This is a genomic window from Levilactobacillus parabrevis ATCC 53295, from assembly GCF_001434055.1.
In the GTDB taxonomy this organism is placed as follows: Bacteria; Bacillota; Bacilli; order Lactobacillales; family Lactobacillaceae; genus Levilactobacillus; species Levilactobacillus parabrevis.
Map to the genome: position 1 here is coordinate 1 of NZ_AZCZ01000023.1, position 21228 is coordinate 21228.

General features: G+C 43.6%; 23 protein-coding genes. 3 read left to right on the forward strand and 20 right to left on the reverse strand.

Going from position 1 to position 21228, the window contains the following annotated elements; all coding sequences use genetic code 11:
• Window positions 1–14: 14 nt before the first annotated feature.
• From FD07_RS07140 to FD07_RS07225, 18 genes are all read right to left on the reverse strand, one after another.
• A complete protein-coding gene (locus tag FD07_RS07140) occupies window positions 15–1253 on the reverse strand; it encodes a hypothetical protein (protein ID WP_020089677.1) in 1239 nt (412 codons plus the stop codon).
• A gap of 279 nt (window positions 1254–1532) precedes the next feature.
• Window positions 1533–1844: a hypothetical protein gene (locus tag FD07_RS07145; RefSeq protein WP_020089675.1), complete on the reverse strand. Its 312-nt coding sequence runs from the start codon at window positions 1842–1844 to the stop codon at window positions 1533–1535.
• A gap of 96 nt (window positions 1845–1940) precedes the next feature.
• Window positions 1941–2540, reverse strand: coding sequence for a hypothetical protein (locus FD07_RS07150; RefSeq protein ID WP_020089674.1), 600 nt, complete (start codon window positions 2538–2540; stop codon window positions 1941–1943).
• A 4-nt stretch (window positions 2541–2544) separates the two neighbouring features.
• Entirely contained in the window at window positions 2545–3078 is a 534-nt protein-coding gene (locus tag FD07_RS07155; RefSeq protein ID WP_020089673.1) for a zinc-ribbon domain-containing protein, read from the reverse strand.
• A gap of 2 nt (window positions 3079–3080) precedes the next feature.
• Window positions 3081–3488 (reverse strand): Mor transcription activator family protein, encoded by a 408-nt coding sequence (locus FD07_RS07160; RefSeq protein ID WP_020089672.1) that lies wholly within the window; start codon window positions 3486–3488, stop codon window positions 3081–3083.
• Complete coding sequence (locus FD07_RS07165) at window positions 3488–4621, reverse strand: tyrosine-type recombinase/integrase (RefSeq protein WP_027825986.1); 1134 nt, start codon at window positions 4619–4621, stop codon at window positions 3488–3490. The genes FD07_RS07160 and FD07_RS07165 overlap by 1 nt, the downstream gene beginning before the upstream one ends.
• A complete protein-coding gene (locus FD07_RS07170; RefSeq protein WP_020089670.1) occupies window positions 4575–5189 on the reverse strand; it encodes a DUF1643 domain-containing protein in 615 nt (204 codons plus the stop codon). Before FD07_RS07170 ends, FD07_RS07165 begins: the two co-directional genes overlap by 47 nt.
• Window positions 5190–5393: 204 nt before the next feature.
• Window positions 5394–6536, reverse strand: a complete 1143-nt coding sequence (locus tag FD07_RS07175) for a tyrosine-type recombinase/integrase (protein ID WP_020089669.1) — start codon at window positions 6534–6536, stop codon at window positions 5394–5396.
• A gap of 57 nt (window positions 6537–6593) precedes the next feature.
• Window positions 6594–6809 (reverse strand): helix-turn-helix domain-containing protein, encoded by a 216-nt coding sequence (locus tag FD07_RS12800; protein WP_081624591.1) that lies wholly within the window; start codon window positions 6807–6809, stop codon window positions 6594–6596.
• Window positions 6799–8427 carry a DNA primase family protein gene (locus FD07_RS07180; protein WP_020089668.1) on the reverse strand — a complete coding sequence of 543 codons (1629 nt, stop codon included), beginning with the start codon at window positions 8425–8427 and terminating at the stop codon, window positions 6799–6801. The genes FD07_RS12800 and FD07_RS07180 overlap by 11 nt, the downstream gene beginning before the upstream one ends.
• A 12-nt stretch (window positions 8428–8439) precedes the next feature.
• On the reverse strand, window positions 8440–8928 hold the full coding sequence (locus FD07_RS07185; RefSeq protein ID WP_020089667.1) for a hypothetical protein: 489 nt from the start codon (window positions 8926–8928) through the stop codon (window positions 8440–8442).
• Window positions 8929–8930: 2 nt separating this feature from the next.
• Complete coding sequence (locus tag FD07_RS07190) at window positions 8931–10202, reverse strand: DNA polymerase (protein ID WP_020089666.1); 1272 nt, start codon at window positions 10200–10202, stop codon at window positions 8931–8933.
• 324 nt (window positions 10203–10526) lie between these two features.
• Window positions 10527–11522, reverse strand: coding sequence for a hypothetical protein (locus FD07_RS07195; protein ID WP_156403281.1), 996 nt, complete (start codon window positions 11520–11522; stop codon window positions 10527–10529).
• Window positions 11523–11763: 241 nt separating this feature from the next.
• The gene (locus FD07_RS07200; RefSeq protein ID WP_020089664.1) at window positions 11764–12009 is read right to left on the reverse strand and encodes a hypothetical protein; all 246 of its coding nucleotides are present in this window, start codon (window positions 12007–12009) and stop codon (window positions 11764–11766) included.
• Window positions 12010–12134: 125 nt separating this feature from the next.
• A complete protein-coding gene (locus tag FD07_RS07205; RefSeq protein ID WP_020089663.1) occupies window positions 12135–12827 on the reverse strand; it encodes a 2,3-diphosphoglycerate-dependent phosphoglycerate mutase in 693 nt (230 codons plus the stop codon).
• Between the two features lie 136 nt (window positions 12828–12963).
• Window positions 12964–14070, reverse strand: a complete 1107-nt coding sequence (locus tag FD07_RS07210; RefSeq protein WP_020089662.1) for an AI-2E family transporter — start codon at window positions 14068–14070, stop codon at window positions 12964–12966.
• 219 nt (window positions 14071–14289) lie between these two features.
• Complete coding sequence (locus tag FD07_RS07215; RefSeq protein WP_027825985.1) at window positions 14290–15474, reverse strand: ROK family protein; 1185 nt, start codon at window positions 15472–15474, stop codon at window positions 14290–14292.
• Window positions 15475–16014: 540 nt separating this feature from the next.
• Entirely contained in the window at window positions 16015–16902 is an 888-nt protein-coding gene (locus tag FD07_RS07225) for a hypothetical protein (RefSeq protein WP_020089659.1), read from the reverse strand.
• A 207-nt stretch (window positions 16903–17109) separates the two neighbouring features.
• Here FD07_RS07225 and FD07_RS07230 point away from each other — a divergent pair, with 207 nt between their 5' ends.
• The 3 genes from FD07_RS07230 (at window position 17110) to FD07_RS07240 (ending at window position 19727) form a co-directional block, all read left to right on the forward strand.
• Window positions 17110–18312 carry a class I SAM-dependent methyltransferase gene (locus tag FD07_RS07230; protein ID WP_020089658.1) on the forward strand — a complete coding sequence of 401 codons (1203 nt, stop codon included), beginning with the start codon at window positions 17110–17112 and terminating at the stop codon, window positions 18310–18312.
• A 624-nt stretch (window positions 18313–18936) separates the two neighbouring features.
• The gene (locus FD07_RS07235; protein WP_162254220.1) at window positions 18937–19488 is read left to right on the forward strand and encodes a DUF3990 domain-containing protein; all 552 of its coding nucleotides are present in this window, start codon (window positions 18937–18939) and stop codon (window positions 19486–19488) included.
• 14 nt (window positions 19489–19502) lie between these two features.
• Window positions 19503–19727 carry a hypothetical protein gene (locus FD07_RS07240; RefSeq protein ID WP_020089656.1) on the forward strand — a complete coding sequence of 75 codons (225 nt, stop codon included), beginning with the start codon at window positions 19503–19505 and terminating at the stop codon, window positions 19725–19727.
• A gap of 206 nt (window positions 19728–19933) precedes the next feature.
• On the opposite strand, the gene FD07_RS07245 is transcribed toward FD07_RS07240, so the two are convergent.
• Both FD07_RS07245 and FD07_RS07250 read right to left on the reverse strand, forming a co-directional pair.
• The gene (locus tag FD07_RS07245) at window positions 19934–20281 is read right to left on the reverse strand and encodes an AzlD domain-containing protein (RefSeq protein ID WP_020089655.1); all 348 of its coding nucleotides are present in this window, start codon (window positions 20279–20281) and stop codon (window positions 19934–19936) included.
• Window positions 20282–20298: 17 nt separating this feature from the next.
• Window positions 20299–21024, reverse strand: coding sequence for an AzlC family ABC transporter permease (locus FD07_RS07250; RefSeq protein ID WP_051089606.1), 726 nt, complete (start codon window positions 21022–21024; stop codon window positions 20299–20301).
• Window positions 21025–21228 lie beyond the last annotated feature (204 nt).

Consider the following 21228-nt stretch of genomic DNA (forward strand, 5'->3'; position numbering starts at 1 on the left):
TCTCAGGAATCAGCTTACATCCAAAGTTTTTCTCCAACCCAATATAATTTAATCCGATTTATCATCTCTTCAAAACGTCTTCCAGAGAATTGCGTTTTCTCTTTAATATTACTTTCCCTTTTTTTAATGTAATTAGACAGCTCATTCTTTCTAATTTTGCATTCACGATATCCAGACTTTCTCAAAGATCGAATTGCCAATATTTGAAGATTATTTTTAGTCGTTGTATCAGAAGGCACCCCTGCATGGTGATACGTAAGTATGTTTAATAAATCCCAGCTACCACCCATCTGTTCTAAATTCATCGGGTATCCAAGCTTGTCAATTACAATCGTAGCAGGAATATTTAAACTGAACTCTAGGCCCTGAAAGACAACAGTGACTTTAATCTCACCAGATCTTTGAACACTCAGCTTCAGATCTTTCCAATGCACTTCCTCATCTGAAATATAATTAGAAAGAAATACGATGCCTTTTATACTTTGAGCAATCTGAGAGCTAATTTCCCCTTTGTTTCTAGATACCCGCTGAACTATTTCGTTCCCATTACTTTGTGTACGGACAATCTCATCCGCTAATGGTCTAGATAAGTTTGTCATGTGATTGGCTTTCTCATCGAAACCATAAACCATCTTTTTAACCTTATTCATACCCGCATATAAGTCTTCATACTTATTTTCATTCGCTAATCCAGTAATCACATGATGCCTGATGTAATCACGAATTCCTTTAATTACTTTCTCTTCTGCCTCAACAATGAAACTCGGCTGGATATATTTTGATTTACCCGTAGGCCTATCGTTGATAAAAACAGTAATAGACGAATTGCCATTTATAAATTCTTCATACTTCTTAGCCTGATCAGGTGTATAGGTTTGGCCCAAAGTTCCTTCGACTCGATTAATGATATTCTGGTAACAGTTCGCACCAACCCATAATATTTCACCGGTATACCGATTTTTAACGTGAAATTTCTTTTTTTTCAGCCTTGTATTGCAGAGCTCACAATGAAATTTTGTATCGTTCCCTAGCTCCACAACATTATTACTACCGTATCTCTGCCACTCTTTCTGACACTGTGTTATCCATATCGTCATACTATCATGTAGCCGTTCACTTTCTCGTTCAGTTAGTTTTTCCCTATAGTCATCGAAAGCCAGTTTTTCTCGAATAGTATTATTTTCCTTTGGAGATTTTAAATAACTGCTATGGCTGAACAATCCACGCGTGGCTCGATCAAATTTCGACTTCATATTCCGACCTCTTTCACAATATACGGTAGCGTCAATTTCAATGGGACACTAAATATTGTACCAGCAAAACGTACGTTTGCATAATCAAAACACCATAATATTGATATTTTTTTGCAAAAAAATACCGAGCACCACAACAGCGCTCAGCATCTTTCAAATTTAATCAAGCATACTTCTTCCGAGCTTCCTTAGCCTGCATATCCACAACTCTCACCAACTCCACAATCACCGCAGCAGTCATCTTCAACAAGATTCGCTTTACTAAGTAACGATCAAACATCACTCAATTTCTCCTTTCAATTCTGACCATCTCAATCTGCCATTCACTAGAACACCAGCTACATACATTGCTTCCAAATCACCGTTCGTCACCACATACCCTATTAGTTCATTGCCATACGCACCATATAGGTAAACTACTAAGTGTCGGGGCAACTCATCTATATCTAACGCTTGCGGTAGGTAGTTTTCGTCTAATTCATTACGTTCCAGCAAGTAAGACTCTTCCGCCAACTCAGTTGGTATCTGTCGTTGACTGACTAATCCCATCTTCGAACGGATCCACTCTCGCCACATCTTCTGGTCAATCACCAAAATCACCTCGTTTTTTCTATGTTCCTATGATCCATATGCAATACAAAAGGCCCTCAACCACTAAGAGTTGAGGGCCCAATGTCTATTCAATTGCTAATAATCTGTAACCGTTAAATCAATAGTATCGCCTTCACCCGATGGCCTAACCCAATAGGTACCATCGGTATCACCCAAAGAAATATCAAAGTGGTACGTTCCGGGGAAGAAACCACTACTCAAGTCACTCTCCGTTACCGTCTGATTCTTACCACCATCCGTTAACTTGACTGTCATATCATCATCGTAACCGGTGTAATTATAGACCTTGACTGGTGATTTACGTGTCGTCAAATAGTAGCTATTGAAGAGTCCCATCACTTTCTTACTTTCAACATTGAAGTGATAATCTGCCTTCGTTCCGGCTACTCGGCGACCATCAACTATAATTCGTCCAATTTCACTACGTGCATCAGTTGAGTTGTTGTACATATCTTTCACAACACTTTGTGCCCCAATGTCACTGAATTTAGTGTCCTGATTGTCCTTAGCAAATTGCTTCAAGAATAGCTTGCCGTCCTTGTTTTCAACCGCCTTCGTAATATTACTTGCCAAGCGATTCTCAGAGACAGCCACTCGCGTTTTGACAAAGAGAAGTCCACCTGCCAGCACGACCAAAACGACAATAACTAATGCGATTATGTCTTTTTTCTTCATTGGCCTATCCCTCTTTCTTGTCTAAAATCATCAAAAAGTATACGTACAGTTCAACCACTGGGATAATCAATAACCAAGCTAGTCCCGTATTCTGGTTAATATAAGTCAAACGACGCATTGCAGCCGAAATCAGCAATACTCGTGATAATGTAACTAATATTGCACCGACCACAGGAATAAACATAACTACAATACAAAAGATAACAAGTCCTAAATATCCCCACCAAAAAACCGATTTACGACTCTCAGGTACATTCCCATTAAACTCGAACATGTGCTTTAAGATGTATTGGATACTACCAACAAACCCTAATTGGGGTTGTGATTGTGCCCCTTCACTATTTGAGTTACCCGTTTGACTTTCCTTCACTGATTCTGCGTTTACTGTCTCTGATACATTCGTTGCTGGCGCTGACTGGTTTTGAGTCGTACTTTCATCAGTCGCACTTGACTGGGTAGTAGCCACCGGCGTCCCACATGCTGGACAAAACTTTGCCCCTTCAGCTAATTCATGGCCACACTTCACGCAATATTTCATTCTTAAAACAACTCCTCATTATTTTTTTGATTCTCTGACTCTCGTGTCACCTGACGAATCCATTTTTGAGAATAGCCATACTTCCTAGCTAGCTCTTGTTGATTCTGCCCGGTATATTCTGCCCTCACCTTTTTTGCTGCCAAAGTCCTATCGTACAAATGTGTTGGAATTGTCATCTGCATCCCTTTGTACTGGTGATAGATCTTCAGCATTGATTCCACTCCTACTAACTCACTAAGCCCTCGGTAGAAGTGATGCAGTGCCGATATTTCGATTTTCTCGCCCATCTCATCCTCACCACCTTTAGCCTTAATATTAGATAAGTCATCCGCCTTTCGGAACAGCACTTCGGCCATCACCTTTCCTTGAACTCTGCCTACCGTTGCTAAGTCATTCTTCCTTGAAGTCACTATTCACTAATTACTCTTAATGCTTCATTGTTGAACTCCTCTATCTGTTCTGGTAGTAGGCCAATATAATATTTTTCAGTAATCATCGTACTGGCATGTCCCAAGTAGCGAGAAATGTAGTTGATAGAAACGTTCTTATCACCAATCATCAGACTGGCCAGTGTGTGGCGTAACGTGTGAGTGCTGTACTTAGGTGTGATACCTAGATGTTTTTGCAATTGATGATAGGATGTATTGATACTTGAAGCTCGAGTCAACACCCCCCTACGGTTCAGCAATAATAGATGCTGTGGGTTGGCAATCCCTAACTGGAACAAACTTTGACGATGGAAACTAATCCAGTGGCGCAAAATTAAAGCTACCTTTGGTGGAATAGGTATCCTACGGACTGCATGTGGCGTCTTAGGCTCTCTCAAGGTGTAATGCATACTATCCCATGATTCATCAACGCGAATCGTGTTGTGAAGGAGATCAATATCCTCATACTTCAAAGCTAGACACTCGCCAACTCGTAGAGCCGACTGTGAAATAATCATTAGGGCTAGCCGATTGATGTCATACATCTGGTAATCGTAGTCTAATAAGAAATCTCGAACCTTCTTGAATTCACTAATCGCCATAAACTTCTTATCATCCGATTTAGTCAGATTTGGATCAGCGATAATATTCAACTCTCCTAGTGCTGGATTACGAGCAATGACACCATCAATGACTGCATCCCGAAGACAAGCTCGTATATGCATCAAGTCTTTTCGTGCGCTCTCATGGCTCATTCCTAGTACATTTAAAAATCGTTGAATCGTATTTCGACTAAGCTGTTCAACCTTGACGTTACCCATACACCGTTTGAAGTGCTGATAGCTCGTTCGATAGGTCTCAAGCGTATTAGGACTAATTACTGGCTCCTTGTACAACTGAACCCAATGCCAGTAGTAATCCACGAAACTCCAATTAGCCATTTCGAAAGTAGTTCCAGTATCGAAGTCCACCTGCATCTTATGAATCCAATTTTTAGCCTGCTTCTGGTCATCGAAAGTCTTCGTTTTACGCCGTCTAGTCGATCCTGAACCAATCGTAAATTCTGCCTTATACGTTCTTCCGCCCTTCATCGGATTCAGATACACTCGACTCATCTTGCTCTTCTCTCCTCTCTGATTTCATCCAATCTGTTCGCCATGCAGAGAACTGCCATTTTTCATTACGAATAGCAAGCGGGTGAACAGGCTTGCCTTCACCATTAACCAACAACAGGATTTTCTTATACATCTGTTCTTGTCCAGCTGCAAGCCAGAACTCCTTCGCACGAGCTAGAGCAACCTCGGAACGGTCTGGTAAGGAACCGATGGCCACGATGATCTGAACAGCCTCCTTACATGCTTTAATTAATTCTGTCATGCTGTCCTCTGCATACGCAGCTGCTAAGCTCTTATTGGTTGGCCATTTCACTGATCTTGTAAATAGATTAGCCACAATGACACCACCATACGTTTCCATATCAAGCGTTGCATTCCTAATAAGCGTTCCTGTAAGGTCTTGTTCCAAGAGACCATGACTAGCTGGATAATTAGCCAGCACCAATACAATCGGCCGGGAAGTATCCCAGACGTATTTCACCCAATAGACATCCTCTCCCTTTGATTTCTGGGTCACTTCGACTGTTGCTTTGGACAAGTGTTTGCGATCTTCTGCTGTTGCTGTCATACATATCATCCTTCAATTTTTTTATTTAGTAACCACCTGACCCACCTTAGCCACTAACGAAAAAACACCTACAGCCATTTAAGGTTGTAGGTGCTCCAGTAGGTGCTCCAGTAGTTACTCATGTTGATAATATATATTTATAATCGGTTCCTGTTCAGTAGGTGGGTCAGGTGGGCTAGGTGGTGGCTAAGCATAAAACCCGCCCTATATTTCAGCAATCACTTGAGCAACCTGCTCGCTTTGTTCATCTATCTCATCTGGAATGAGGCCAAGATAGTATTGCTGGGTGATAGTCTCAGAGCTGTGTCCAAGGAACCGAGAAACATATGTCAGCGAAATGGCTGGATTCTGAATCATCTGTGAAACGAGGAAGTGCCGTTGCGTATGCGTACTAAACAAGGTTTCAAATCCTAATCTCCGTTGTAGCTGTTGATACCGATAATTAACACTTGTTCCCCGTGGCAGCTTGCCATCTCCTCGCAGAAACAATAATCCTTTAGTATTATCAACGCCTTGCGTCGATAGATAATCACTATGCTGCTTATGCCAGACCACAAGCATTGAACGAAGCCGTTCAGTCACGGGGACATCTCGAATAGCGCTCGGTGTCTTGGGAGGTCGGAGTTCACCAGAACAAGTATCAAAGCTCTCATCTACGTGTAGAACTCCTGTTTCAAAGTTGATATCATCGAAACGAAGTGCTAGAGCCTCTCCAACCCGCAACGCGGTTTGTGAAATCACGACTAACACCATCAACGAAATCTGATTTATACCCGGTACTTGTTTCATGAGTTCATCTCGCACCGCTTGATATTGCGATTTCTTCATGAACTTTTGCTTGTCGCTCCGAGTACGACCAACATCAGCAACCAGCCGAATTCGCTGAGTTGGATCATTAGAAATGATTCCATCCATGGTGGCACTGCCTAAAGCCATTCGTAAATGGACAAGGTCTTTCCTTAATGATTCTTTTGAATGAGTACGCCCCAGCGCATTGAAAAAGCCTTGGAGTGTAGCCTGATTCAAATCGGCTAGTGTCACTGTCGGCAGATACTTTTGAACATGTTTGCTGGTCGCAGTGTACGTCGCCTTTGTAGCGGGTGCAGCATCCTTTCTAAATAGCTTAAACCAAATTCGTAGGTAATCAGCTAATAACATGTCTCGATTGAAGTACTGACTTGTTGCGTGCGTAGCCACCATCTCAGCCAGCCAGGATTGAGCCTCCCGTTTACTATCAAAAACACTTGATATTCTTGTGCGGTGCTTCTTCCCACTACCCTGACTAAACTCTGCCTTCCATGGCCTAGCTTGCTTCCCCTTACATGGGTTCTTAATGATTCGTGACATAAATGTATAACCTCCTTCGATTAAAAAAGGAGCGTCACATAGACACTCCTCTCAAATCTAACAATAATCAAACCAATCCCGGCTACGCTGTTTAACATAGTCCAACAGCGCTTGTTGCGGTAATCGAACACTTCGACCATGCCGAAATTGCATACGGGGCAGTTCAGGATCTAATAGCAATTCTCGTACATCATCTGTTGACACTCCCAGCAATTTAGCTGCTTTTGCTATGGTCAACAGTGTCTCCGAACTAACATCGGAACTATTCCCCATCAACTTCACCACCCTCGATAGAGATGTAAAATCCAGCAATGCCCTTTCGGTGACCGTGCATGTTAACAATAGTCGGTTCCCTGTTGGTGAAATTACAAACCTCTGCCTTCACCTTTTCTGAAAAGACACGCTTGTCTAATGTACCAACGTCTGCAAGCTCATTGTCTTGAAGCCATGTGCCGTACAGATTCCGTAAATCACTGAAAGCAATCTTGCTACCATTTCTAGATGTAAAACACTCTTTGACGAATCTGCGAACTGGTTGATTATTCAAAACATAGCGATTCTTCGCATTCCGCATCTCTTCAGATTCCGTGAAATGATAGCCGTTACTACGAAGCCGCTTCAGCCCTTCAATCGCCCAGTTAAGGATTCCCGGCAGTTCTTGGCCCAGCTCACCAGGAAGATTAGGGTTAACCTTATCCTTTGGAATATGAACACTAAAAGGCAAGATATTAAGACGTCGTACGAAGCCTTCTGATGTATCCGTAGTTGTTGGCAAATTGTTTGTGCTAAAAATAAATTTTGTCCGCAGAACCAACGAAAACATATCTCGGTTCTTCGGATTGACCTGCACTGGATCACCAGAAGTTATTGCCTTAAGCTGTGCCGTCGAAAAATCAACGGCTTCGCCTTCATTACTAATATTGGCCAATTTTCCAACTAACGGTGATAAGCCAAAGTCCTTTCCCAACGCTTCAATATTGCCAGCCGAAACACTATCCGAACCCAGAAGCTGTGTTACTAATCCCAGGTAAACTGATTTTCCATTCTGGCCAGCACCATGAATGATGAGAAACGCATGAGCTTTATTCGTGGCATCAAGTAAGTATCCAGTATATTCTTGCAAGAATTCTTGGCTTGTTTTATCCGGCAAGTCTTCATCCAAAAACTTTTGAAAGTTTGGACATTGGGCTGTCTCATCTAAAGTAACATCAGAATAATGCAATACCAATTTGTCAGGATTAGCATTGCCTCCATCTTTTAGAGTTCTCAAGTCTAAGAGATTTCCGCCAAAACTACTATACTCGGTGTCAAAATCAGCCAGCAGTACCGGCTTTAACGAGTGCCCTACCAAGTCTAAAATTCTTGTCTCCGTATAGCTGGTCCAACCATCGATGGTAATCGTGTTTAAAAAGGCTGCAATTGCTTTACGCAGAACATCATTTTCTTCGGCATGTTCATAGCACTTCTTATCCCAATCATAGAGAAGCAAGCCCTGTCCATTAGCCAATTGAGTAACAGCAAAAATCTTTAATAAGAACTTTGCCATGCCTTCATGATTTATAGTCAGCGTCTCTTGTGATGAAGAAATCATCTGGGTTTCTCTTTGAAGAAGCCGCAATCCAAACTCGCTAATTGCTTCATTCACCGGAAGTTCACTTTTCTTGTCACTCTCCCTTCCTGAATCCAAGTACATCATCCAGCATTTTTCGATGATTTTTCCCATAAAGCCAAACTCCTTCGCAAACAGGTGAGACTGCTTATCACACACCCGAAACGAGCTGATGTGTAATTCGTCACCTACATTACCTACGTTAGTAAAAGTAAAATCAGGATTAACATACCGACGAATGTAATTTAGCCGTGAATTCTTCAAAGCCTTGCTTTCGTTCATTAGTGTACCCCCCTAGTTTGTTGTCTCAGCATCGATGCTACTAATTGGATCGTCGTCCTCATCATTAGCGCGGAACATTTCCTCGTGAACTTTATCACTGGTAGATGGCGCTGTTACATTGGGGGAAACGTGGGATGAGGTGGTCAAATTCCTATTTGAGGGGTTAATCCAATCCCAATCAAACGTTTGCTGATATTCGATTACCCCACTGACATAATTCTTTAGCTTAAGATTGCAGCGTACATTGCGCCAAGCGGAAAGATTCAGTTGTCCATCTGGAACATATGGCATTAAGCTTTTAATCAGGCTTTGTAAACGAGGATTATTATTGCCAAATACTCTGTCAACAACACTGTGACCATTAATCTGAAAAATGAGGTCCAAGTAATCAAGGCCCTTACTGCCTTCTCGAGTGACGTCAATTCTAACCAACGTGCAATCCTGGTACGTACCTTCCTTTAATGCGGTCAGTGCAGTTAAATCTAAATAATCGTTATTCATAATTAATTTCCTCCTAATATTTGTAGTTTGATGAGATTGGTAAGCGGTAGCCGATAGTGTAAATCAGTTGCTGCCAGTTCATAAGCCTTGCAGACCTGCTGCAACACTAATGGAATTTCACTAGGCTTACACCAGCAAATTATTTCATCGTGAATGATATTAACGATGCGAACATCATCTGGAAGTCGTACTAAAGCTTGTTTCAGCAACATTGCGGATGCTGATTGTAAACTTAGGTTTTGCTTTGTTGCCAACGGAATCCATGTACTTCCGATTTTTGGAGGTATCCTAGTCGGTTGGAGCCCGTACCAAACAACATTTGCTCGGCGAAAACGCCTCAGTGCCATCAACATTTCGGGATACAATTGCTTTACCAGCTCAATCGGTGAGCTTACTACTTCCAGGTTGCTCTTAAACGATATTTCATGAAGCCGGTTTGCACCAGCACCATAAATCGTTCCATAAATCAGCTTCTTGGACAATCGCCTCATCTGATCACTCACTTCATCTTCGGGAATTCCGAAGAGTTTACTAGCAAAGTACCGATGGACGTCCTCGCCTAAAAGTAGCTGTGATAGCAATTTCGAACAGTTAGCATACCCTGCCAATAGACGCAATTCGATTTGAGATTCATCGAAGCTCACATATACAGCCTTCTCCCCATCGATATCGGGCGCTACGTAATATTCACGCATTGCCCTAGGGAAAGCGGTCATAGCCATGTGGCTAGCTGATATTCTTCCGCTATATGAAGAATACGCATCCCACTTGCCAGTTAGCAAAGATACACCCGAATGGTCTGGACTAGGTAGCCCCGTACTAAACCGTTTAAGGAGTTGCTCCACGTTTCGCTTCTCTAAAAGAAGCTTAATTAGTGGGCCATCATGACGATGTTTTGCCAACCACCTAATGCTTGTTGACTCAATCGTAATTCCCTTAAGACGAGCTCGTTCAACAATCTGATTGTCATTTTGTACCGAGTAGGTCCCAATATGAAGGTAATTTTGAATCCTATCGAGAATGGCTTCTCTCTTAGCAATCCAAGGTTGAATCCCTGAAGTTGTCCATGACTCGTAATCTAATGCGAGTGATGTAGAATTCATGGATTCAATAATAGGATTAACGCGCTTTTGAACTTCCAAAGCAGTTGTCATTCCCATAGCTTGAACATAGTCTTCGCAGTTTCGTAAGCCCTCCGGGGTTTTAATTGTACCCGGGCCTAGGAAAGCCATTCTTTCAAGGGTTGTGACGGATAGACCGTCGTTAGTAACCATATAATCACACCTTCCTTATTCGACTTTCAAGGAGCCAGCCTAATATATGAATAGCAAATCACCTCGCCAATGTCTGGGTTATGACGAGTAGCAATTGAGACTGTTCAGCATTACATCCTCGATTGTACTCACGCGGTGCTTTGATGTTCATAATGTTAGATATCATCGGGTATGACTGATGTCATATCCCTTTGATGTACTTAGATTACTGCGCGCGAAGACAAAAAAAATACACCTGTTTGGGCAAACAGGTGTAAAAGTAGTTGATGAATATTGATGTACTAGGAACTCGCGAATTCTAAAATTTCTCCGATTCTTTTAAATTTAGGACCGTTTCTTTACTCCCTTTAGAGCCGCTGCTACACTGATTAGCTCATTCAGCGCGTCTGTTAATCGCGCTTGCGTGCTTAACTTCACTATACTAGATGCATCATCTAAAGAATCTCTAAGCTTACTTATCTCATTAATCTTTTCACATACTTGCTTAATTAGTCCATCTGAATCAATGGATTTTTCACTAAAGTTATCGTTAGGCGCAACCGGGTCGACTGCTGCGGAAATCATTCCTGTTAAAATGTGGATACTATCGGCTGTCGTATGATATGGAGAAAGTTGCAACCCATGACCCGAAGTTCCAATAATTATGTCACTTTTAATAGCTCGATAATCAATCGTCACTTCTCTTTTATCAGTGCTACCATATCTAAATTCTCTAGAAACCATTTGTGCTAGTCTGGTTGCTCGGCGAACCATCTCATGTGAAATTCGAAGCACTACTTGAGCATTATCCCCATTTAAATCAGTTACTGTGCGTTTCAACCCTGCCTTCTTTAATGTACTTATATTTAGCTTTTTAATTGCCACTCGCGGCTGATCTAGTCCCATTGACTGCATTATCAAGTTATCAAGCGTGATTTTTTCAAAATTATTCGTGTCTAAACTTAGCTCTTCGTGATAAATATCTGAAGAGAATGCGACAATGATAAATGCAAATAACTGCTCATCACCCCACTCGCGAGGTCGAGACAGAAAGGTAGAGTGTGGTCTCTTCGACTTAAGCTTCTTCGATTTAGATTCCTTGTTTTTCTTATCTTCAATATCAAACGTATCCTTTAGCCATCTCGAGTACTCTTGTAAAAGTCCCGATTGTACTGACTGTTCATAAAAATTTCCATCGTTGAGTAACTTCAAAAAAGTATTCCGAACAAGGACCTTCCTGCTGCGTAATTCCATCAGGTTCTGAGCCTGCTCATCATCCTTATTCTGTACACCAATACTTACAATTCCTTTAAGTACACTATTGATACTTATCTTTTGCACATACATCACCAACCTTTCAAGGTCCTTTCGAATCTCCCATTAAGAGTACCCGTTACTTTTCATGTATACAAGTCTAAATTCATTCCCCAGTCCCCCCAATTCCCCCATTTGGTGAACTTGGGGGAATTGGAGAGCAAAAAAAGAGTACAATCAACAGCTATATCACTTGCCGGTTACTCTTTTGAAATTCAAAAAAGGTGACTAGCTCCATTGATAAGAACTAGTCACCTTACATTGCTTACTATTCAGCTTTTTCCGTCACAAACGTATGCTTGTCATCCAACACATACTGGAACTCAACGGCGTTCAACATCAAACTAGCTCGGAACAAAGCCTTGATGCCTTGTTCATTACTCATGACCACAAAGAATTCACGGTCGGTCCCACTCACGCGTTGAAACGTTTCGTACTCGCCGGTATACCCTTCCTTACGAAACAAACCGATAATCTTCATCATTTCAATCTGGGTTACTTCTTTTTCTGCCAAATTCAATCTCTTTTCTCTATGCTAAATTTTCGGTCAACAGCGGCCCCTCTAGTGACCGCTAGTGACAATTTTTCCCACGAAAAAGCCGCCCCCACAAACGAGGCGGCTCTGACTCAATCAGGTAATTACTTACCTAACTTCGTCTTGTTAGTCATGTTTAACTTGTCATCGAAGTCGTAGACAACTGGTTCACCGGTTGCCATTTCGAGGTTCATGATGTCATCGTCGGAGATCCGTTCGATGTACTTGCTTAAGGCACGTAATGAGTTACCGTGGGCAGCGATGATCACGTTCTTGCCGTCAAGTAACTTAGGTGCGATTTGGTCTTCCCAGAAAGGCATAACCCGTTCCAGAGTAACCTTCAAGTTTTCACCACCGGGTACGATGTTAGGGTCCAAGTTAGCGTAACGTGGGTCCTTAACAGCTGAGCCTTCAGCGTCTGCATCCAAGAGTGGAGGCAAAACATCGTAAGAACGACGCCAGATGTGGACTTGGTCATCGCCGTACTTTTCAGCGGTTTCCTTCTTGTTCAAACCTTGTAAAGCACCGTAGTGACGTTCGTTTAAACGCCAAGTTTTGGCTTCTGGAATCCAAAGTTGGTCGGATTCTTCCAAAACGTAGTGTAACGTCTTGATTGCCCGCTTCAGGACTGACGTGTAGGCGTAGTCGAACTTCATGCCAGATTCCTTGATCTTTTGACCAGCAGCCTTGGCTTCTTCGACACCCTTTTCGCTCAAGTCAACGTCAACCCAGCCAGTGAACTTGTTAGCTAAGTTCCATTCACTTTGGCCGTGGCGAATCAATACTAATTTTGCCATCACTTATAACCTCTTTCTTTGATAGAATACCTTGTTATTTTACACCATCTAGCGGCGAATTTCAGCTTAATTGTGCGGTTCTTTTCATGACACCGCTTACCTATCACTTTTCTTCCCTCACCAACTGGCAAAATGCCTACGACTTGTCGTCATCCCCATCGGAGCCATCCGACTTCCCATGGTGGTGCCGATACTCACGAATCTTCTGCACATCAACCTGTGGCCGCGGATGCAGCCCATGAACCGGCCGCACACCCAAGATATCCAGGAAGAACGTGAAGATTGGCACCCCCACGATCAGCCCCCAGACACCAAATAATTGTTCACCAGCCAACAGTACCACAAAAGTATAGAAGATTGGCAATTCCGTGCGACTCGACATGAACTTCGGGTTCAGCACGTATGCCTCCAACGCGTGGACCACGACAATCATAATCAGAATATAAACGATGTAGCGGAACCCACCGACCGAATAACCCAGAATCGTCAGTGGCACCACAGACACGATGACCCCAGCGACTGGAATCAAGCTCAAGATGAAGATCATGATGGCCAGCGTTGGCAATTGCGGCATGTGCATAATGGCCAGCACCACCGTCGTAATCACCGTATTGCAGAGGGCAATAAAGAACTGCGCCTCCAGCACGACCCCAAACGTATTGACGAACTTCGTTGCGAAGAAGTTGATGTCTTGGAAAATCCAGCCATAGGTACTCGTCAGGAAATGCTTGGAGAATGCTACCATCTGCTTACTTTCAATCGTGAAGAAGTAGCTCAGAATCATCGACATGAACAGCGTTAACCCGAACGATCCAATGGTCGAGATGTAGGTCAAGACGACCTTGGCGCCATTTTGAAGCTGGTTAACGATGTCGGAACTCTTGATGTAATCCGAAATCCACCGAACAACCTCATTGTTATCCGTCTGCGGATCTTGATAGAACTTAAAGAGCGTCTCCCCACCCTTCATGGACGACGTGATCAGCGCCGGTAGGTAGGTCGTAATCGCCAAGTACAAGCCACCAATGATGATGATGTACGCCAACGATACAATCAGTGCCGGTGGTAGTTTAACCACCTTGCGCACCGCTTTGACCAATTGCAAAATCAAAAAAGTAAAAATAAACGTTAGCAAGATCATATTCATTTCGGCCCGGATTAGCCACAAAATGAAGATCAACACGACCAACACCACGAAACGGCGGAGTCGAATGTTAGCGATAAACCGTTCCCACAAGCTCAATTATAAATCCCCCATTCCATCTTACTTTCATTATACAACATCCTTGTCAAATCCCTAATGATTTTCAACAGTCTGAAATGGGTCACTGGCCGCAACCGTACTATCCCACCGTTTGCGGCTTAGCATAAAGTTTTGGTCTGGGTCATTTTACATTAAAAACCGCGTTGAACGGTAGCTCAAAAGCCCCATTCATCGCGGTTCGGTGTAAATCCTTTTCAGTTATGACTCGACACCCTCTAAGACTGCCGACCGCTGATTGCTAAACGTCAGTTGTAAGTCGTCCAAGCCCAGTGCCTTGTGGATGATGGCCGAAGCCCCACCCTTCAAGGATGCTTCCTTGGCGTTCTTGGTCAGTAGCAGCGGTGCTTTACGAATGATTGACATGTCGTCAACGTACTTTCTCACAGTATCCATCATCTCAGGCAAGAGCTCCAGAATCGGTGCATTCACGATGATTGCATCCGGCGCAAAGGTATTCGACAGGTTGCCGAGCACCTTTGCCAGGTAATACGAGAATTCATCGAGGATTGCCAGCAACTCTGGCCGGTGCCCCAGATAGTCACGGCGAATTCGGTTAACATCCACGTGATCCAGCTTTTGATACGCCATAATCCGTTGGAGGACGGTTCCTTCCGCAACATACTGGTTAACTGTCTGCATACTCTTTTCCTGATAACGATCGGCCAGTGGGCAGGTCCCAATGTTACCGGCCTCACCGTTATGACCACGATAGAGGTGCCCCTCCGTCACGATACCGGCAGAGACCTGATCCCGAATCGTCACGGAAATCAGATTGCGGTAAACACCCTCACCCGCAAAGTCTCGTTCGTAAATGGCAGACTCGTTAGCCAAGTTTTCCAAAATAACGGGAACTTGGAACTTATCGCTGAAGTATTTCGCCAAATCAAAGTTCTTAAAGCCCTTTAGTGAAGCTCCCAAAATTTGATTCTCGTAAATCGTGCCATCCAGACCAAAGGCAATTCCTAGCAGACGATTGTCACTCTCCGCCACGGTCGTCGCAATCTTCTCATCGATCATGTCCAGCACCGTTGTCAGATCCACGTCACGGGTAGACACGCTCGCATAATTTTCAGACCGGCCATCCAGCCGACTGGTAATCATCGAGAACCGTTGCCGTAAAATGTTGATACTGACGACATAACCATACCCCACGTTTAGCAATGCCATGACTGGTTTCCGACCACCGTTACGCGTGCTGACACCGTGACCCACCTCGCGGATCAGGCCTTCGTGCAGCAACTGGCTATAAATGTCAGAAACAGTCACCTTGTTTAAACTAAGATTCCGGGAAATTTGACTACGCGAAATGGGCCCTGCGTTAACGATCTGTTGAAGAACTTGCTTCTCATTAGTTGTCCGCATGATATGTTTGTTGATAATCATAATTTTCTGTAATGCAATCTCACTGTGGCTTCGTGGTGATTTGGGAATCAAATCAGTTTTAGGTCTCGCCCCATCCCCCAAGATTGGTGCTCACCTAGCCACTGTGGGAAGCATTACTCTACCCCCCTTAGTAGAATTTTCTGATTCTAAATACATAGTAAATCACGCTTACCAATTTGGCGTGAAAAACGACTTGTGAAGTTTTTGGGGACTTTTAGGGCTATCGTGGCGGGAATTCCTTGCTATGATAGGCTTTCTAGCCACTAAAATGCTTGTAGACCAATTAATTATATTATATACCCACATAAACTATTTGTTTGATAAACTTACCATCCTGTCAAATTTTAGAACTCATTCGTTAGAAATGGTAAGTTTGCTTACCAAATTAGATGCGGCGCTTTACAAATTAAGCCAAAATATGTCTTGGGCTGGTGCCCACCGTAAACTCATGAGGCCTTACAGTAATGGGCACCGCTAAACTCCCCAACCTATGGGCAAACAAAAAGGAACGCCACCGTAGCCGCGTTCCTTACTAGAAATCTATTTCAGATACTGTTGCGTGTACTTCGTCAAGGAGAGGCCCTTCTTGTTAGCCTGTTGTAAGGCTACCCGGACGTCCTGATCACTCATGGCATCGGCTTGACCGCCAGCGGCGTTAATCGTCTGCCGAGCGCTACTGATCTGACCATCGGTAATCGTCTTGCCGTCCAGTTCCTTCTGGCTCTGCGTGACGGTGTATTCGTTACTCCCGGAGTAATTGCTTGCGGCCTGCTTCTCAGCGGACGTCAGCGAAGCGCTAGAGCTGCTAGCGGCACTGCTACTGCTGTCCGTTGACGATGAGGACGATGCTGCCGAACTCGTTTCACTCGTTTGCCCCGCGTTATTCGACTTCCGTAAAGCCAAGGCTTGATCGTACAAGTCCTTGTAGTAACTCTGCCGGAACTTCGCGTTGTTAAAGAGTTCATCCAGCGTGGTGTTGGATTGGCCGTAGTTCAGCGCCTTATTTTCACCTTGCGCCTTGTTTAAAATCTGCTTGAATTGTTTAACGTTAGTTCTGATCTCTTTGACCTGCTTGTAGCGATCCTTGGCCCGTTTGACCAAGACCGTTGAAGCATTCGATGTGTCCTTGACTTCCCCGTAGTACTTCTGGGCACTACTGAAATGCCGAGCTTCCAAAGCATTCTCGCCGGAAACATACCGTTGCGTCTGTGTCAGATAGTGTTGCGCCGTCTGATCATTCAGACGCCGTTTTAAGGCATTCTGAAAGTAACTCTCTGCCTGGGTGTAATGCTTACTTTGAATGGCTGTACGCCCGTTGGCCATTGCCGCTTGGTACTCTTTAGCTGTCGCGTGATGGTTCGAATACGCGTAACCGCCAATTAGCAGTGCCACAACGATTGTTGCCACGACCCATACCCATTTTTTCAAAATAAAAGACCTCCGCTGGTAAATTATGGTTATATTATACCATGCCTGTTCCATGAATCGGTGGATTTTACCGGGCTAAGTCAGGTAAAGAAAAAGGTTAAGCGCTTACACTAAGAGCTTCCCCTTACGTTTACCCCATTGATAGGCGTATAATGGCGTAGTAATTTTGTTTCTTCATTAATGGAGAAACCGGAAAGGACCCATGACATGCTTGAAAAAACTTTCTACAAAACGTTTCTGAGCCACACCTTTAACATCCCTGTCCGCGTCAACTATTGGGACGGCACCAGCGATGTATACGGGACCGGCACTCCTGACGTCACCATCACCATTCACGAGGCCATCCCGGTTAAAGAGATCTCTCGCAATGCCTCGATTGCATTGGGTGAAGCCATCATGGATGGCAAGATTGAAATCGACGGAAGTATTGAAGACTTATTGACGGCCGCTTACGAAAACGCCGACAGTTTCTTCCACAATTCGAAGTTCATCCACTTCCTGCCGAAGCAAAAGCACACTGAAAAGGAAAGTAAGACTGATGTGCAGAACCACTACGACATTGGGAATAACTTCTACCAATTGTGGCTCGACGACACCATGACCTACTCTTGTGCCTACTTTGAATCACCCGATGATGATTTGTATACCGCACAGGTCAACAAGGTTCACCATATTATTAAAAAATTAAACCCACAACCTGGCAAAACACTGCTGGATATCGGTTGTGGCTGGGGAACTCTGATGCTGACGGCGGCCAAGGAATACGGCTTGCACGTCACCGGGATCACCCTGAGCCAAGAACAATACGATTACGTTAACCAACGGATTCAAGACGAAGGCTTAGCCGACGTTGCCGAAGTTCGGTTGGAAGACTACCGTGAGTTAGGCAACGAACGGTGGGACTACATCACCTCCGTGGGGATGTTCGAACACGTTGGCCAAGAAAACTTAGGTCAATACTTCGACTGCGTTCAAAAGTACCTGATGAACGATGGGGTTGCCTTGATCCACGGGATTACCCGGCAACAAGGCGGCGCCAACAACGGCTGGTTGAACAAATGGATCTTCCCAGGTGGTTACGTTCCTGGATTGATTGAAAACACCACGCATATCATTGAAAATGGCCTCCAGATTGACGACATGGAACCTCTCCGTCGTCACTACCAAAAGACGGTGGAAATCTGGGACAAGAACTTCAATGAACACCGCGATGAAGTTGCCAAGATGTTTGACGAAAAGTTCGTGCGGATGTGGGATCTTTATCTCCAAGCTTGCGCGGCATCGTTCAAATCTGGTAATATTGACGTGATTCAGTATTTGATTTCAAAGGGCCCTTCTGCCCGGATGTTACCCATGACGCGGGACTACATGTACGATGGTACTCACGCCCAAGCGCCGGTAACGGACTAATTCAAATCTTCAGGTGACCGCGGATCATCTGATACTTAAGGCACCACTCGACTCGGATTGATCACCGGGTTGGGTGGTGCTTTTTGGTTTTGAATGGAGGCTGACGTGGCGCCTGCGGCTGTCAGGGATTCTGCCGCTGTGGAGACCGGGAAAAATCANAGACCGGGAAAAATCAATCGACCGATCTAACATCGTTATCACGGCTGGCGCCATCCCCGACCTCCTCCGGCTAAAGTAGCTTTCGTCCAATACATAATATTTATCTATCCCCCAAAAAATGGACTCAAGGTGACTCTCTATTAAAAGATTCTTGAACTACCCCCCTCCCAAAATCCTGCCAGGATAGCCTTTCACTTCATCAACCCATATAAACCATTGTTAGTGATTTCCATCTCTTCTTTTGCTAGACTGATCAGCATGTTATAGTTGGCCTACTGAGTATATATCTCAATCGCTTAAATCATGCCATTCTCCTTAAATATATACAAATTTGATTATCAATATCTCCGAATCTAGAAACATCTATGCTTCTTAATTAGTCTTATTTAACCAACCGACTACTATTGACACAATTTATTAAGAACTTAATTGAAAAAGGCTAGTTAAAAGAATGTGGGGAGCAGTTTGTATAACTTTTCTAAAAATAAAATTTGGTATCACGGAACTCTTTCACTATTTAAACACAGCTTCAACACCATAAAAATACCAACTAAGAGTCGCCCTTTGGACTTTGGCTCAGGATTTTACTTGACAGAGAACAAGCAACAGGCCATACGATGGGCAAAGAGGATTACACGCCAATACAACAAGGTGCGTAAGATTAACAAGCCCCAAGCATTCCCTATGCTAATAACTTTTACCATTGATTTTAAAAACATTAATGACTTCAAAACCAATGATTTTGGAAATCGTATGAGTTCATCCCTTCTAAATTTTCTAATTGATAATCGTCTAGCAAATTCAGCGAATAATGATTTTGACCTCGTATATGGTTTAGTTGCTGACGGTGTCCATCTACTCGATACACTAAGAGCTTATCAACTTAAAATCATTAGTCTTGATATGGCAAAAAAGACGATTGTATATAAGTACGCCCAGACGCAGTTATGTATTAGAAATTCGAAATTCACTAAAGAATATGTTAGTATACTGGGAAAAGATATCCTAACGCTCTGAAAGGTGGTGCTACAATGATTAGTCCGAATATTCATTTTTCTTCGTCGGAAGAATTAGATCATGATATTAGACAAAGAATGGTCGATCGTGGTTGCTCCAACGAACGCGCTGGAAAGTTAATGCTTGAATATCGTGAATTAATTAAGTCTTGGAAATACGATTACACTACTCCCAATCGCGGTACCCATCAGTCTGCAGCTAACATTGCTGACAATATCATTATGTACGATAAACTTTAGTCACTCTCTCCAAAAACACTTCTCAAATGAAGTGTTTTTCTTTATCACAATTTCCCAGAATAATATACTAGTTATTTTCCAATGTTTCCGATTCAGCACAGCTCGTACAAAAAAACGTAATTGCTCGTCAATACCGAAATTTCTTCACTTAAAAAGGGAACCTCACCAACTGGCAAAGTCCCATTAATTTTACAAATTTGATTTGATCACGCCATGAACATCGACAAGACGAAAACGCCAATCAGTCCCACGACAACCGAAATGGCCATCGACCGGGTACGGTAGGCGACAATAATCACGACCACTGCGGCCAACATTTCTGAATATTTGTCGAGTAGCAGTGCGTAACTAGCACTATCGATGAAGATATCCTTCACGACCAGCGCCGTAAACAGTGATACCGGCACGAACTTCATCCATTCGTTGAACCATTCCGGAATCGCCCGCTTCGTGAACAACATCAGCGGGAAGAAACGCGGGATAAAGGCCACAATAAAGCCTAAGATAATTAGCCAAAAATGTTGCGTACTGTTCCACGTATTAACTGCGTTCATATAGCTCTCCCTGTGTCCTAATTAGCATCCGAATGCTCCACAGCCTTCTTCTTGGACCCCGGACTTCGCAGGCGCCACAGCCAATGACTGTCTGGCAACCGTTTGCGGAGCGTGGCTTCCAATCCGAAACCGATCAGTGAAGCAATAATTGTCGAAATAACCAACCCTAACGTGCTCTTAGTCAACATCATGCAGACCGCCGCGAGCACCCCTGAAATCAGGCAAATCACGATGGTCAGGCGGTTCTTGATCTGCATAACGATCATGTACAAGAACAACGCCGTCAGCGCGAAATTAACGATACTGAGATCAATCTTCAAGGCACTGCCAATCAGACTCCCAACAACGTTACTAGCCGCCCAGAATAGTAAGGAATAATGCTCCACCATTAGAGCTTCCTTACCCGTCCACTTTTTATCAGTGGCAAATTTTAAGTAGTTAATGGCGTAATTTTCATCGTTTAACGAAACCGCGAACATGAAAAGGAAGCGGTTGGATGAGCCCTTTAAGTATGGTGATAAACTCGAACTCAGTAATGCATACCGTAATTCCAGGAAAAACAGCATCAAAACAATTGATAGTAATGGGGAATTAATAGTCAACATCGTGGCAATTAAAAATTGTGCCCCACCGGAAAAGATCAACAAAGAAACTAATCCAGTCAGTAAGGTATTGAACCCTGCCGCGTGTAGCAAAATCCCACAAGCCAGCCCAATTGGAATGTAGCTTAAATTAAGGGGCATGGCTACCCGCAATGTCGACCGCCATAAGGGTTCGTTGGGATCCGGCACTTGCTTGGGGTTTGGCCGTCGTTTATTCAAGAATGTTTGCCTCCGTCGAATACTCTGAGATATGAAGCAACCTAACGGGTTCCCCCGTTATGCATAAAACCACACGATGATATTTTAACATGTTTCAGGGCATTTTCATATAACATATACAATATT

Coding starts and splice junctions, on each gene's coding strand:
- FD07_RS07140 (WP_020089677.1), bottom strand. CDS start 1,253: ATGAAGTCGAAATTTGATCGAGCCACGCGTGGATTGTTCAGCCATAGC.
- FD07_RS07150 (WP_020089674.1), bottom strand. CDS start 2,540: ATGAAGAAAAAAGACATAATCGCATTAGTTATTGTCGTTTTGGTCGTG.
- FD07_RS07155 (WP_020089673.1), bottom strand. CDS start 3,078: ATGAAATATTGCGTGAAGTGTGGCCATGAATTAGCTGAAGGGGCAAAG.
- FD07_RS07165 (WP_027825986.1), bottom strand. CDS start 4,621: ATGAGTCGAGTGTATCTGAATCCGATGAAGGGCGGAAGAACGTATAAG.
- FD07_RS07170 (WP_020089670.1), bottom strand. CDS start 5,189: ATGACAGCAACAGCAGAAGATCGCAAACACTTGTCCAAAGCAACAGTC.
- FD07_RS07175 (WP_020089669.1), bottom strand. CDS start 6,536: ATGTCACGAATCATTAAGAACCCATGTAAGGGGAAGCAAGCTAGGCCA.
- FD07_RS12800 (WP_081624591.1), bottom strand. CDS start 6,809: ATGGGGAATAGTTCCGATGTTAGTTCGGAGACACTGTTGACCATAGCA.
- FD07_RS07180 (WP_020089668.1), bottom strand. CDS start 8,427: ATGAACGAAAGCAAGGCTTTGAAGAATTCACGGCTAAATTACATTCGT.
- FD07_RS07185 (WP_020089667.1), bottom strand. CDS start 8,928: ATGAATAACGATTATTTAGATTTAACTGCACTGACCGCATTAAAGGAA.
- FD07_RS07190 (WP_020089666.1), bottom strand. CDS start 10,202: ATGGTTACTAACGACGGTCTATCCGTCACAACCCTTGAAAGAATGGCT.
- FD07_RS07205 (WP_020089663.1), bottom strand. CDS start 12,827: ATGGCAAAATTAGTATTGATTCGCCACGGCCAAAGTGAATGGAACTTA.
- FD07_RS07215 (WP_027825985.1), bottom strand. CDS start 15,474: ATGATTATCAACAAACATATCATGCGGACAACTAATGAGAAGCAAGTT.
- FD07_RS07230 (WP_020089658.1), top strand. CDS start 17,110: ATGCTTGAAAAAACTTTCTACAAAACGTTTCTGAGCCACACCTTTAAC.
- FD07_RS07240 (WP_020089656.1), top strand. CDS start 19,503: ATGATTAGTCCGAATATTCATTTTTCTTCGTCGGAAGAATTAGATCAT.
- FD07_RS07245 (WP_020089655.1), bottom strand. CDS start 20,281: ATGAACGCAGTTAATACGTGGAACAGTACGCAACATTTTTGGCTAATT.
- FD07_RS07250 (WP_051089606.1), bottom strand. CDS start 21,024: ATGCCCCTTAATTTAAGCTACATTCCAATTGGGCTGGCTTGTGGGATT.